General features: G+C 50.3%; 11 protein-coding genes. 3 read left to right on the top strand and 8 right to left on the bottom strand.

Going from position 1 to position 13,063, the window contains the following annotated elements:
• Positions 1 to 3: 3 nt before the first annotated feature.
• Positions 4 to 168 (top strand): IS66 family transposase, encoded by a 165-nt coding sequence (locus tag BGP75_RS22535; protein ID WP_255395957.1) that lies wholly within the window; start codon positions 4 to 6, stop codon positions 166 to 168.
• A 24-nt stretch (positions 169 to 192) separates the two neighbouring features.
• Here the strand turns inward: BGP75_RS22535 and BGP75_RS22530 are convergent, their stop codons facing one another.
• Positions 193 to 3,198 (bottom strand): Tn3 family transposase, encoded by a 3,006-nt coding sequence (locus BGP75_RS22530; RefSeq protein ID WP_076721183.1) that lies wholly within the window; start codon positions 3,196 to 3,198, stop codon positions 193 to 195.
• 166 nt (positions 3,199 to 3,364) lie between these two features.
• Between BGP75_RS22530 and BGP75_RS22525 the strand changes: the two genes are divergently transcribed.
• Positions 3,365 to 3,910, top strand: coding sequence for a recombinase family protein (locus tag BGP75_RS22525; RefSeq protein ID WP_076721182.1), 546 nt, complete (start codon positions 3,365 to 3,367; stop codon positions 3,908 to 3,910).
• 158 nt (positions 3,911 to 4,068) lie between these two features.
• Here the strand turns inward: BGP75_RS22525 and BGP75_RS22520 are convergent, their stop codons facing one another.
• The 7 genes from BGP75_RS22520 to BGP75_RS22490 form a co-directional block, all read right to left on the bottom strand.
• Positions 4,069 to 4,689 (bottom strand): helix-turn-helix transcriptional regulator, encoded by a 621-nt coding sequence (locus BGP75_RS22520; protein WP_083704989.1) that lies wholly within the window; start codon positions 4,687 to 4,689, stop codon positions 4,069 to 4,071.
• Positions 4,690 to 4,810: 121 nt separating this feature from the next.
• On the bottom strand, positions 4,811 to 5,668 hold the full coding sequence (locus tag BGP75_RS22515; protein WP_076721180.1) for a universal stress protein: 858 nt from the start codon (positions 5,666 to 5,668) through the stop codon (positions 4,811 to 4,813).
• 119 nt (positions 5,669 to 5,787) lie between these two features.
• Positions 5,788 to 7,731, bottom strand: coding sequence for a tripartite tricarboxylate transporter permease (locus BGP75_RS22510; RefSeq protein ID WP_076721179.1), 1,944 nt, complete (start codon positions 7,729 to 7,731; stop codon positions 5,788 to 5,790).
• 78 nt (positions 7,732 to 7,809) lie between these two features.
• Entirely contained in the window at positions 7,810 to 8,901 is a 1,092-nt protein-coding gene (locus BGP75_RS22505; RefSeq protein WP_076721178.1) for a hypothetical protein, read from the bottom strand.
• A gap of 61 nt (positions 8,902 to 8,962) precedes the next feature.
• The gene (locus BGP75_RS22500; protein WP_076721177.1) at positions 8,963 to 10,063 is read right to left on the bottom strand and encodes a CapA family protein; all 1,101 of its coding nucleotides are present in this window, start codon (positions 10,061 to 10,063) and stop codon (positions 8,963 to 8,965) included.
• Positions 10,060 to 10,803: a GntR family transcriptional regulator gene (locus tag BGP75_RS22495; RefSeq protein WP_076721176.1), complete on the bottom strand. Its 744-nt coding sequence runs from the start codon at positions 10,801 to 10,803 to the stop codon at positions 10,060 to 10,062. Before BGP75_RS22495 ends, BGP75_RS22500 begins: the two co-directional genes overlap by 4 nt.
• A gap of 463 nt (positions 10,804 to 11,266) precedes the next feature.
• Entirely contained in the window at positions 11,267 to 12,028 is a 762-nt protein-coding gene (locus BGP75_RS22490) for an ABC transporter substrate-binding protein (RefSeq protein ID WP_076721175.1), read from the bottom strand.
• Between the two features lie 429 nt (positions 12,029 to 12,457).
• On the opposite strand from BGP75_RS22490, the gene tnpC reads away from it, so the two are divergent.
• The coding region (gene tnpC, locus BGP75_RS22485) for an IS66 family transposase (protein ID WP_143821157.1) at positions 12,458 to 13,063 on the top strand (606 nt) is incomplete at its 3' end.

The raw sequence follows: 13,063 nt of genomic DNA, 5'->3' as shown, positions 1-13,063 counted from the left end.
CATATCGCAACCTGCAAATACCAGGATGGACTACCGCTGTATCGACTGGAGACCACGCTGCAGCGGTCCGGTATCGAGTTACCGCGAGCCACAATGGCACACTGGATGATCCGTATTGGCGAGTTGGTTCAACCACTGATCAACCTGTTACGCGATAAAGGGGTTTGAAGTCCAACGGAACGAAAACGTACGTTAAGGCCATTCATCCAGTTCCGATGGTTGTTTCAACGGCCTGAGCTGTCCATTCATTACCTGCTCCGCCAATGTGAACGAGTAGTGGCCAAGCATATTCACATGCTTATAGCCTAGTGGCGATAACCGGGCTTCATCTTCCTCTTTCACATCTTCACCCTGCTGCCTCACGTGATCCAATGAGGCCTGCATGTAAATCGTGTTCCACAACACCAGTGCGTTGGTCACCAAGCCTAAGGCGCCAAGCTGATCTTCTTGACCCTCCCGGTACCGTTTTCTGATTTCACCCCGCTGCCCATGGCAGATAGCTCGCGCCACGGCATGACGGCCTTCGCCGCGGTTGAGCTGGGTCAAAATCCTGCGGCGGTAGTCTTCATCATCTACGTAGTTCAGAAGGTACAGGGTTTTGTTAATCCTGCCCGCTTCGATGATGGCTTGTGCCAGGCTGGAAGGACGATCGCTTTTAAGTAGCGAGCGGATCAGCTCGGAGGCCGGCACGGTACCCAGTTTGAGCGAGCCGGCTATGCGCATCATGTCATCCCAGTGCTGTTCGGCCTTTTGAATATTTACGCAACTGCGCGCCAAGTCGTCCAATACGCCATAGTTGGCGGTTTTATCCACGCGCCAGAATACAGACTCACCGGCGTCAGCTAGGCGCGGTGAAAATTGGTATCCCAGTAGCCAGAACAGACCGAACACCATATCGCTGGCCCCGGCGGTATCGGTCATAATTTCCACTGGGTTCAAGCCAGTTTGCTGCTCCAGTAGCCCCTCAAGCACAAAGATGGAATCGCGCAGTGTTCCAGGAACGACAATGCCATGGAAGCCGGAGAATTGATCAGAGAGAAAGTTGTACCAGGTAATGCCACGGCTGGAACCAAAGTATTTCCGGTTTGGTCCGGCATTGATGGTGCGAATGGGTGTGACAAACCGCATTCCGTCGGCAGAAGCGACTTCACCGCCGCCCCACTTTTTGGCCAGGGACAGATTGGACTGGTAGTCCACCAATTTGGCATTGGCCTTAACCAGAGTCTCGGCGCGCAGGTAATTCTGCTTGACCCAGTTCAAACGGTGCCGGGTTAACGCGGGCACTTGATGCTTAATCAGCGGCTCTAAGCCGATGTTGCAGGCCTCCGCCAATAACACCGCACAGATGCTGATGGTCAAATCCTCGGCGCGAGCATTGGACTCACTGACATGAGTAAATTCGTCAGCAAAGCAAGTATGGGCATGGATCTCCAGCAGCAGTTCTGTGAGATCCACCGTGGGCAACAGGGCTTCGACCTGTTGCGAGAGCATGGTCAGGCTGGGTGGATCATCCAGCTTGTCAAAGTGAGAAATGGTCAGTGTAGGTCGCTTGCCGGACAGGTCCAGTTCAACGGCCTTATTGTCGTCGAAGTTGGCAGCCACCTGCTTGTAAGTGGCATCCAGTTGACGCACTAGACCATTGATGGCTTCCTTGGGGTTCATCGGATGCCCGAGTGACCGGCATACCTGAACCCGGTTGGCCTGCCATTCATGGCCCTGGAGCAGTTTGGCTCGCGGATCTCCCCAGCGATCACTGTTCTCGACGTATATATCGCGGCGGCGCAAGCTATCTTGTAGCTGGTCAAGAAAGCAAAGGGTGTAGCCTCGTTTGGTGACTCGCCCCTCTTTGTCAAACACCAAGCGTTTCCAAGTGTTGGAAACAATATCTAGTGGAGCCTCCTCCAATAGTTGCTTGCGCGAGTTCAATAGGCTGGCCAAGTATCTATGTGCTTCCAGAGTTGCCTTGCCTGCCGGAGCAGCTTTGAACTCAATATCGCAGAGGAGCTTCGGCAGAAAGCGTCTGACCCGACCATACTGCTCTACCATTTCATCCTGAAAATTGTCGTCGTAGGGTCGCGCCAGTTCATGCACCGTGGCAATAGATTCGGCCAGCCTATTGCGGGGAATCTTGGCGAAAATCTCAGATCGTAGCTGTTCACCCTGCATGTTCTCGTTCAAAATCAGGGCGCACACCTTAGCCAGGGCCAGCGCGGATCTATCTAAGTCCTTGAGTGTGCGTAGTCGCTTTTTCTGGCCGAGTTTTTTGGCTTCAGCAGCGATATAGGTGATCAGTAAATCCAGCACATCCAAAGCCTCATCGAGCGCGATGGTTTCGTAGGCTCTGGTGAATGCCACTAGAATTGCGGTGCGCTTGTTCTTCGGCATTCGGGATATCTTGTGCATGGAGATCATACCAGCATGGCGAGCTAGGTTTTTAAAGCGCACAGGAGGGATACCGGTAAAGTCCAGTTCCTGTATGCCGAAGGCCTTCAGCTCCAGATAACGAACAACCGCATCATTGAAGGAGGGGCCGCTGATCGTCACCGGTCCTTTCCGGTACCGGTCAAAGTTGGAAGTTCGCGATCCATCCGGAACCTGGAGCAGTGCTTCCAACCTAGTGGCCTGCTCAGGTGTAGGCAGTGCCGACAATCGCAACCACAGGCGGTTTGTGGCTCTCTCACGGACTTCGGAAATCAAGCGTGTCAGTGTCGAGGCTCCGGGCAAAAGGATCTTGTGCTGAATCAACCATGCTGTAGCCAGATCGAAGAGCAGACTAGGCCGGTCGTTGCTGATCCAACTGCGCGTGTAAAGCAACCGATTCAATCGGAAAGACCATGGCCATGTGAATTCACGATATCGGTACTGGCTACGGATCAGGGCATTGTGCTCCCGCCGAGTTGTTTCCCGTTGCGCGTAGGTGGACAGTATTACTACATCGGTGATATCAAGCTGTCGGGCAACAAACAATTGGACGTTGACCGGTACCCGTGACAGGTCAGACAGAAAGGTCCCCAGGAATCGGACACAGCCAAGCTGCAAGGCGACGCCGAAACGGTTTTGATCACCACGCCGGTTGTTGATGAAGGCGAGGTCGGTTTCATCCAGATGGAAGTAGCGCGCCAATTGCAAGTCATTTGGTTCCCCCGGAAATTGTCCATAGCTGGCCTTCTGTTCCGAGGTTAAAAAATCAACGGGCATGAATTCTCCCAACCGGACCTGTTCAAAACGCGAACAATTTCAGTGTCTAATAATTTATAAGTTTGTGGACATCATAAAGTGACCCTCATAAACTGTCTATTAAGTCGCAAAAAGATGAATTAGTAGACGGTCAGTCTGCAAATCGATTTAGGAGACCGTTTTTGCCATGAGACTCTTTGGATATGCCCGTGTATCCACCAGTCAGCAGTCCCTTGATGTGCAGATGAATGCCCTCAAGGCCGAAGGCGTCAGAGCCAACCGTATTTTTACCGACAAGATATCCGGAAGCCATGTTAACCGCGAAGGTCTCCAGATGCTCCGGTACAAGGTGGAGGAAGGCGATGTCATTCTGGTGAAAAAGCTCGACCGACTTGGCCGTGACACAGCGGACATGATCCAGCTCATCAAGGAATTCGATGACAAGGGCGTAGCCATCCGGTTCTTGGACGACGGGATAAGCACCGAGGGGACAATGGGCAAGATGGTGGTCACTATCCTGTCAGCCGTGGCCCAGGCTGAACGCCAGCGGATATTGGAGCGCACCAACGAAGGCCGCCTGGAAGCCAAGGCCAAGGGGGTTAAATTTGGTCGCAAGCGCACCATTGATCGAATACGAGTAAAAGAGCTTCACGAGGAAGGGGTTGGGGCAACCGACATAGCAAAGCAAATGGGCATCGGTAGGTCGACGGTGTATAAATTACTTAAGTTGTAGTAATTCAGCCCCGATCTGACTGTTACCCACTCTTCGGCTGAGCCCTCAAAAAATCAGGCAGGTTTCACCACTTTGCAGTCTATGGTACTGGCACTACTGTGTATACTTATGAAGCATTTTCATGGAATGCTTGGCGGCCTACGATTGCCGCGTTAGTCTTAGGCGACCTGAGCGTGATCGTACAGGCAGAGTGCCTGAGTACGATTGCTAGCGCCGGTCTTTCGGCAAATATTAGCAAGGTGAACCTTTACTGTGTTGGTGGCGATGGCCATCTGTTCAGCAATCGCCTCGTTGCTCAAACCTTCGTAGAGGTGCTTGAGCACCCGCTGTTCCCGATGGGTGAGGTCTTCGACATCCGGCAAAAATCTGCTCGCCAGTTCAGGGTCCTGCAATGCCTGAATTCCCACCAAGGGCTCCCCGTCGACCATCAGTCGTTTCAGATAGTTCCGCGCCTGCACCCAGCCCACCGCCATGGGCAGGATCAGGTCTACCGATCCATCGGCCAGGCTGTGTCTATGGTTTTCTCCTAATCGCTCGGAAAACAGTACTCGGAAGGTTGTAACACCACAGCCAGACAGCAACAGTTTTTCGCTGAGATTTGCTAACGAGTACTCCATACCGCAGAGAATCAAGCCTTCGGCCATACTCAGCTGAGCCATAGAAAACTGATCTAGACTGCCAGCTTCCAGTAACTCCATCGACGAGTCGCATCGATGTAACAGCTTGACTACGCTCCAGCGATACGGCGGATGTCGCCCTGCAATCAGTATTTGTGTCATCGAAATACCCGTAGTGGCTCTTCGTCCATTTTTGAGGAACTGACAGAATTTGGCATTAGATGGTCTAATCTAGTGGCAAAAATGTGCGCGCTGGCAGTTGCCAGCACTACCACGGTTTATCCTAATGCATCATCAGGATCGGTAGCTTGGCGTGGGCGATCATATGGAGGGTTACACCGCCGAAAATTTGTTCGTGTACTCGACGGTGGGTAAAGGCCCCCATCACTAGCAGATCCGAGCCCCGTTTCTCAGCGAGATTCAACAAGGCCTCGCCCGCCGCGCGACGTTTACTGTTGAAGGTTTGGCTGATCGCTACAATATCGTGGCGAGCTAGATATTCGATCAGTAAATCAGCGCCTGGTTTGCGGTGGACTGAGTTTGTGGACGTAGCGATCACCACCTCATCCGCCTGGGCCAGTAGCGGCAGAGCCTGCGTTACAGCCCGTCCACCTTCAGTGCTGCCGTTCCAAGCGATCATAATCCGATTGGGGGCGAAGTTGGTCATGGTACGCGGCACTAGAATCACCGGCTTTCCACTGCGAAGAATGGCAGCTTCGAAGGTGGCTGTAGGTTTTCCACTCTTCGACTGAGGGATAATAATTAAGTCGGCAACTTTTCCACGTTCGGCCACCAGCTCACTACGCAGACCGTTAATCTCCTGCCAGTGAGCAGTGGGATGGTTTTCCAAAGAAGAACTGCTAATGCTTACCCCTTGTTCGTTGCAGAGTCTGCCGAATATCGCCTGTAGCTCATCGGATTCGCTCTCGGAAAGCTTATCCACCGCCATCTCCAGTTCTTTTATCAGCGGTTGCGGCACGCCAACAACATCTTCTGGAATAAACTCCCGGGGGCTGACTTGAGCACGCAGTACTTCCAAATGGCCATCGAAGAACGCCGTTATCGCTAGGGCACCCTTAATTCGCTCCCGTACATGACCACTAGTGGACAATGGCATCATTAAAGATCTTGGGTTGATCATGAGGATATTCCTAATTGTTCAGTACCATATTCAATCGATGGCCCTTAACAGGGGCATCGAGTACAACAGCAAGATGTGGGAGAGAGACTTCTACAGCCCCCCCCTCCATTCATCTTCGATTACGAAACTAGTGCCCAAACCATGCCTTCTGGGAACTCGACATCAATCGTTAATCGCAGCAGAACAAGAAAAAGCAACAGAGCTCCGCTAATCAACCCAGCAACTGATAGTTTGGTGCGGGCCACCAGTACCAAAAAGATCGGAACAGTGATAATCACGGAGGCCAATAACCCGAGCAGTGCTACACAAGCCACAAACAAGAGGAACACGATGTTAGATGTGGAAAACGACATAAGCCCACTTCCGGTTTCATCGTCGTTCCAAAAACTGTTGCCTGGTATAAAGAAGTGTGACGCTACCATCGCGATTAGTAGAATCAGGACCGCAGAAGATGCGATAACAGGGAAAAATCCAGTTAGCTGATCAAATTGCTGACCGCTGTACAGTGTCCAGATAGCAAAGAGGGCAAAAGAAGCCAGAAATACCAACTGCCCGGAAGATCTGAGCCATAGCAGGGTGCTTACCGGCTTTTCGGAATTTTTAGACTTGGTGGAACTTTTGGTAAGCGTTTTAATAAGGATAAATGCGATGATTGCTGCCAGCACAAGAACAATGGGCTTTGTGAAAACAGACGATCCGTAGACAGTTATGGTCTGATAAACGGACGCTTCCAGCTTGGAGGCAAGAACAAATCCGATAAGCAGCGCCGGGCGTGACCAGCCGTATCGTTTCATGAAAGCGCCCAGGACACCAAAAACCGCAACAATAACCAAATCACCAATATCTTTGGTCGCCTGGAACGCTGCAAAACATATAATGATCAAGAGAATGGGGGCTAGCAGTGCAAAGCGGACTGCAGTCAACCGTGCGATCATAGGTGCTAAACCGAAGCACATGGCAGCCCCAAAGATGTTAGCTAAAGCGACGGACCACACAAGAAGATAGACCGTATCTGCTTCATTACGGATCATATCAATGCCAGGCTCAATACCCACAAGGATAAACCCGCCAAGCAGCAAGGCCATACTTGCTGACCCAGGGATACCAAACAGTAGCGTTGGCATCAAAGCGCCACCTTCTTTGGCGTTGTTGGCTGCCTCCGGTGCAATAACCCCACGGACATCCCCAGTTCCCAATGTTTCAGGATTTTTCACCGATTGCTTGGCATGCGCATAGGCCACCCAATCAATAACGCTCCCGCCAAGTCCTGGAAGCGCTCCGAGTATGGAACCAATACTGGAGCAACGAATGATGAGCCAGAAATTCGCGAATGCAGCCTTTAGCCCTTGAACCCACCCCTTTCCGGCAAGTGCACCCTCGCTAATTCGCTCCTGCTTACGTAATACGCTCAGTATCTCGGGAACAGCAAATAGCCCAAGACCAATCAGAACGACCTTGATTGGTTCGATCAGATAGATCGTATCCAGAGAAAACCGGGGAATTGCTGTCGTAGGTGAAGAACCGATTGTGCCGATCAACATTCCCATCGCTGCCGCAGCCAGCCCTTTGAAAACATTAGATCCCGTCAGAGATCCGATCAAGGCGACAGCCAGCAGCACCAGCATCATTTGCTCGGCCAAGCCGAATGCAAGAATAACGGGTTCTGCAAAACCAATGGTGACTGTGAGAACAATGGCCCCGAACAGCCCTCCAATCAGTGATGCTGTGAAGGCGGCACTCAGGGCTTCGGCGGCACGACCTTTCTTTGACATGGCAAACCCGTCGACTACCGTTGCCTGCGATGACGCGGTGCCGGGGACCCCTACCAAGACAGAGGGAAAGGTGTCAGATGTAGCTGTAACTGCTTGCAGACCTATCATCATCCCGATGGCGGCACTTGGATCAATGCCCGCAACGAACGGGAGGGTCAAAGCAAGGCCCGCCGAACCGCCTAATCCCGGAATAATACCGACCATGAGGCCAAGGACGACCCCCAAAAAAAGATAACTAAGATGAAAAAACGAGAATGCCTGCTGAGCCGCATTTAATATATCGACAAGCATAGTTGGTGCCTTTGATTGCTATACGAGGTGTTTTGGAAGTTTCCAGACCCCAGAAACGAGGCCTGGAAAAGGGTGGCGTTAGAGAGGAACTTTCATCGTCTTCTCGATCCATGAGAAAAACCACTCGCGTTGTGTATCGCTCATGGTCAAGGCGTTCAAAACGGATCGTTTGGCTGAATTCCCAAATAACTGCGGGTAGACGCTAAAGTCCCCACCGCTTGCTTCAATGAACTTAGGATCCGAGAGTGTTTTTTTCACGGCATCCGACCAGACTTTGACAATCTCCGGGGAGGTTCCCTGCGGAAGGAAGAGGGATTTTGACGTCATCACTCCCATGTAGACTAGCCGACGGTACGCTTCCCAAAGCTGACCTTCAGGAGCGCGGCCGTTCAGTTCGCGGTAGATTTCATAGACGGTCTTCATATTGGGCAGCCCTGGGTCTCGAATAACGTTATCAAAATCGTCAAAGAAACCAAGGGTAGCGAAGGCGGTGAGCTCTCCTGATTCAGTATAGGGTGCGACCTTCCTCTTGAAAGCGGAAAACGGCTCGACACCAAGATCCAGCTCACCTCGAATCATGGCTTGCCGACGGGCACCGGCGCCTAAGCCAAAAACCGGCTCAATATTTTCAATCCCCAGTAGGTTGAAAGCTGCGACGGCTCGTAGCTCAGATCCTGTTGGAGACTTTATTCCAAACTTATGTGAAGCGGCACGTAGCTTCTCCACTGCTCCGGCGGGGCTCATTCCGCCGATTCCAGCCTTACTTGTGGTGAAAAGGATCGACCCTTGCGGGGAGAGTACAACCGGCTCCCAGCTAGTCATGTCATAGCGGGCCTTGTCGCCGCCAAAAATCGAACTAGTGAACGTTGACGTTGAAGCGACCATCGCCGTCAAGCCATCACCTTCGGTCATCTGGAACTTATTTGCTCCTTTAATCGATCCACCACCGGGAACATTTTTGACAATGATCCTAGGATTTCCGGGCAGGTGCTTTGACAGGAACGGCTGTAAAGTACGCGCATAGCCATCCGAACCACCACCTTCTTTAAAGGGGACCATGATGGTGATCTTCTTACCCGCAAAGTCTAATGCCATTGCTGGCGCGGCAGCTAGGCCAAGCAGAACTGCGGCCACGGAACTTCTCAAGAATGACTTTCGATTAAACATCATTATTCTCCCAACTTGTTATCGCTTTTATATGGATTACGCTCGTAAGAAAACTCTCTTCATGCTAGTTGCTAGGAACGACCCAAACCTCATCGCCTTCTTTTTGGAATTCCGTCCCTCGTCCCTCCGATACCCACTCCATAAACTGGACTGCGTCTTGAAAACGGGGATCGCTACTAGGGATAAACTGAGGGCACAAATCCTGGTTAATCTCGATCGGTAGGAATGCAGTTCGTATCGCTTCACCTTTTGCAACAACCAGTTTTGCTACTAGGCTACGTTTGGCATCACTTCCATAGGGAAGGTTTGGGTAGTTGGGATCCAGCTTAACGCCGTAATTGGTTTCGAAATCCCGAGCCTTATTGCCGGTTTTTGGGAAAGCAGACATCATAAAGTTACTGAGACTATAGAAGCAGGGTTTGTTTCCAAACATCTCTACAGCCTTTGGTGCGTGGGCATGATGACCCAGAATAGCATCAGCCCCAGATGCAAATGCTACTTGAGCAGCCAGTGGTTGGTACTCAGCGATCATCTTTGGAATATAATGAACCCCCCAATGCATCGATACTATTACAATGTCAGCCTGTGCTTTTGCTGCTTTAATGTCGTCAGCCATTGCGTCAAGATCGCTTTGCAGCACCTCAGTATGGACGATGGGCGGGACGCCAGCTTGGTAGTCGAAGGTCTCATACCATGTTTCAACCCGTAACGGCGCTGCTCCCGGACGACTTTCAGTTGCTTCAAACCCTTCTCTTAAGATGCTGCCATAGCCGAGAAAAGCAATTCGCATCCCTTTGACATTAAAAAATGCGGGTTCCCGCGCCTCTTCGATTGTCCGCCCAGCGCCGATGGTTTTTATACCCATGGCACGAAATGTTTCGATGGTATCTTCCAAGGCCTCACCACCCCAATCCATGACGTGATTGCCTGCAAGCGATACAACATCAAAGCCACAATCTGAAAAGACAGAGGCCAATTGTGGCTGGCATCGGCTATGGCCTGCGTTTGATGACGGATGCAGAGAACCGCGGTTGGAATAGACCCGCTCGCACTGTGAAAACCGAATATCAGCAGCAGCAAGGTCCTCGGCGACGAGCGAGCTCAAATGCTCTACTGGTTCAAATATTGGGCCAATATCTCCGCACCCAAAAATAGTCACACTCATGTTGTTACCTTCTCCTGATTTTTCTTCTCTTTGAATAAGGCTACTAACTCGTTAGTTCGCTCCTCAGATTCAAGCGCATGACGCTTAAGCAACTCGCCGACAAGATCTGAATTATTCTGCTGGATCCCATAAATGACTCGACCTCTACTCTCAACCGAGGCATTAAAGGATTTTGATTGCCAATGCTCTTTAATCTCTACGTCTTCGAGAAAGCTCAGATATTTAATTCGATATATGCGAATGTTCTTAGTAAGACGGGTGTAAATATGTTTCAACTCGTCGTTTCTGGTGAGGTTTAGTAGTGCGGTATTAAAGCTCTGCGAAAGATCAAAAAAATTGCCTCTATCCTCAGCGGCTGCTGCATCACGCATCTTGTCGCGGATGTCAGCCAGCAAGGAGACGTCATCTGGGGAAGCATTTTGAGTAGCCAGACTTCCGATCAAAAGTCCAAGATGCTTCCGGATCTGATAAAGCTGTTTAATTTCTTCTTCAGTAAAGTCGCGCACAAAGACGCCACGTTGATTTATCGAAACGAAGACCCCCTCTGAAACCATTGCTTGGCAAGCTTCGCGTACTGGTCCGCGGCTAAAGCCAAGCTGTGATGCAATAACCGACTCTTTGACCTTCTGGCCAGAGAGCACCATGCCATTGAAGATCAGGTGCTCAAGCTTCACTTTTGCCAGAGAGGTGAGAGAGTTCTCCCGTAGCACGTCAATTTTACTGTCTAGATCATTTTTCATATCGATACCTTATTACCCAAAATGTAAAATGTCAACATTTTACATTTTTGGAGATTCTACTTGTGATTGTGGGATGATGTTTTGCTAGGTGCTCAAACTTCGTCGTGGTTCTGCTTCTTACATACTGTAATAGCTAGAATTGTAGGGATTTGATCCGTATAGCGGTACAGCACTATAGACCGTAGTCATGAAGTAAATTACTCAGTACTGGTTTGAGTGTCGCTGAAGTAGGGCAAGGGGGGGATTAGCCGAAATTTGGCTACATAGTCCTATAAATAGAGCCGAGTGAGTGGTTCTATGGTCAGGGTGTAGAGCTGACTGATTTCGACTGAAAAGTACCGCAGATATTGGGTTACGATCATGAATCGATCATTTCCAATAACGACTGTACTCGGGGCTAACTTGCTGAACCCAATATCTTTAGGATACGGGTTACAGCAAGCCTAGTATTTCACTAGCAACCTCAGCAACTTCTTGGGCAAAAATATTCCTGTACCAGTTCTCGATAGCGGCCTGATGTTTTCATTCCGTCAAGTGCTTCTTGCCATTGTTGAATTAGTCGGTCAGAGGTGTCTTTTGAGAAGGCAATATAACCAACGGATTTCTGCAGTACCACACCTGTATTTTGTACGCTATGAGAGCCGTTATGGTCGATACTTATGGATGGGACCAGATTAGATCCTAGTGTCATTAAGTTCACACGCCCACTCGACAACATTCCCCAACAGCCACTATAGGAATTAGAATAAACTAGGTTTGAAAATCCATTTTCTATCATATTATCAATCTGCGAATTTCCTCTTCTCACGCAGATGGCTTTTACAGCCCTTGCATCGGAAATTGTCTCAATGCCTGCAGGAAACTTTCTATTTTCAAAGAAGTAGACAGTATCCTCCTGAATTGGACCAACCCATTTGTACTTAGATTTACGAGCCTCTGTTTTAGATAGGTTAAATAGCGCAGTCAATCGCTGGTTATCTAGTAATTTTATGCCTCTTGCCAAAGGGACTTCTTTGATATTCTGGCGATGACCAACTGAATCCATGATACTCCTGACTAGTTCGATTAAAAATGCTCGTCGACCTCCTCCTCGCTTCCCCTTTACCTTCCCATCGCCGTCCCTGTATATCGCTCCTTCGGTGCTGTGGGTATAGACTTGAACTTCTTCGGCGCAAAGGCTACCGGATAGAATAAGCAATAAAATTAATAGTATACGAGAGTTCATTTCCGTACAGCTCCAAGAAGTGGGAAACATCACCCGCATCGGTCATGCATGCGCGACCGTCGCTGGGAACAATGGCTAGGAATATACCGAAATAATAGTCCGACAGGGACAGAATCGCTCGAGGCTCCAGCGAAGTATCAGTTGCTATCTGATTGACGCCGTAGGGAGCCCATGCTCTGATGCCTCGACTAAAAAGATCGGGCCATTCATTTCTTTACGAAAAAGTCAAAAACGGGCGTACGAGAGAATAGCCACCAACCACCGATTGACCTCACAAGTTTGGCTATTTTGAATTTGACTCATATTGATAGGCTAACTTTTTCCGGCAAGCGATCCAAATTGCCTCCAAGCGGGTGTCCGCTTATCTTCAAGAAGAGACATTCAGACCGTATGAATCTAGGCCTGCAGTAAATCGCACTTTAGGATTCCGTGGAACCCTTAGCGTACGTTTTCGTTCCGTTGGACTTCAAACCCCATAAACTGCTGGGATCACTGGTGATCTATTGTGATGAGACCACGGTACAGGTGCTGAAAGAACCCGGTAAAGCAGCACAAAGCAAATCATACATGTGGGTTCAGGTGGCCGGAGGCGCTAGCCGTCATCGGGTGACACTCTTTGACTACGACCCCAGCCGCAGTGGTAGCGTACCGGAACGCTTGCTAGCCGGTTATAAGGGGTATATCCAAACCGATGGCTATGAAGGGTATGCGGCGATCGGGCGTCAGGAAGGCGTCATCAACCAGGGCTGCTGGGCTCACGCCCGCCGTAAGTTCGATGAAGCAATCAAGGCTCAGGGGAAACCCCAAAAAGCCGGGAAGGCCCAAATGGGGCTATCTTATATCCAGAAGCTGTACCGGATCGAAAAGCAGATCACTGATCAGCCACCGGACAAGAAATTGGAGGTCCGCCAGCAGCAAAGCCAGAAGATACTAGCGAATCTGCGAAAATGGCTGGAAAAATCATTGCCACAGGTGCCGCCGAAAAGCGCACTGGGTAAGGCGCTGTATTATCTACATAATCAGTGGGATAAGCTG

The organism is Motiliproteus sp. MSK22-1 (assembly GCF_001968815.1).
Lineage (GTDB): Bacteria > Pseudomonadota > Gammaproteobacteria > Pseudomonadales > Balneatricaceae > Motiliproteus.
Note: the sequence above shows the minus strand (reverse complement) of the source record. Positions and strands in the feature narration are given on the sequence as shown.

Excerpts from the sequence above, each read along its gene's own strand:
- BGP75_RS22530 (WP_076721183.1), bottom strand. The coding sequence starts at position 3,198 with ATGCCCGTTGATTTTTTAACCTCGGAACAGAAGGCCAGCTATGGACAA.
- BGP75_RS22525 (WP_076721182.1), top strand. The coding sequence starts at position 3,365 with ATGAGACTCTTTGGATATGCCCGTGTATCCACCAGTCAGCAGTCCCTT.
- BGP75_RS22520 (WP_083704989.1), bottom strand. The coding sequence starts at position 4,689 with ATGACACAAATACTGATTGCAGGGCGACATCCGCCGTATCGCTGGAGC.
- BGP75_RS22515 (WP_076721180.1), bottom strand. The coding sequence starts at position 5,668 with ATGATCAACCCAAGATCTTTAATGATGCCATTGTCCACTAGTGGTCAT.
- BGP75_RS22510 (WP_076721179.1), bottom strand. The coding sequence starts at position 7,731 with ATGCTTGTCGATATATTAAATGCGGCTCAGCAGGCATTCTCGTTTTTT.
- BGP75_RS22505 (WP_076721178.1), bottom strand. The coding sequence starts at position 8,901 with ATGATGTTTAATCGAAAGTCATTCTTGAGAAGTTCCGTGGCCGCAGTT.
- BGP75_RS22500 (WP_076721177.1), bottom strand. The coding sequence starts at position 10,063 with ATGAGTGTGACTATTTTTGGGTGCGGAGATATTGGCCCAATATTTGAA.
- BGP75_RS22495 (WP_076721176.1), bottom strand. The coding sequence starts at position 10,803 with ATGAAAAATGATCTAGACAGTAAAATTGACGTGCTACGGGAGAACTCT.
- BGP75_RS22490 (WP_076721175.1), bottom strand. The coding sequence starts at position 12,028 with ATGAACTCTCGTATACTATTAATTTTATTGCTTATTCTATCCGGTAGC.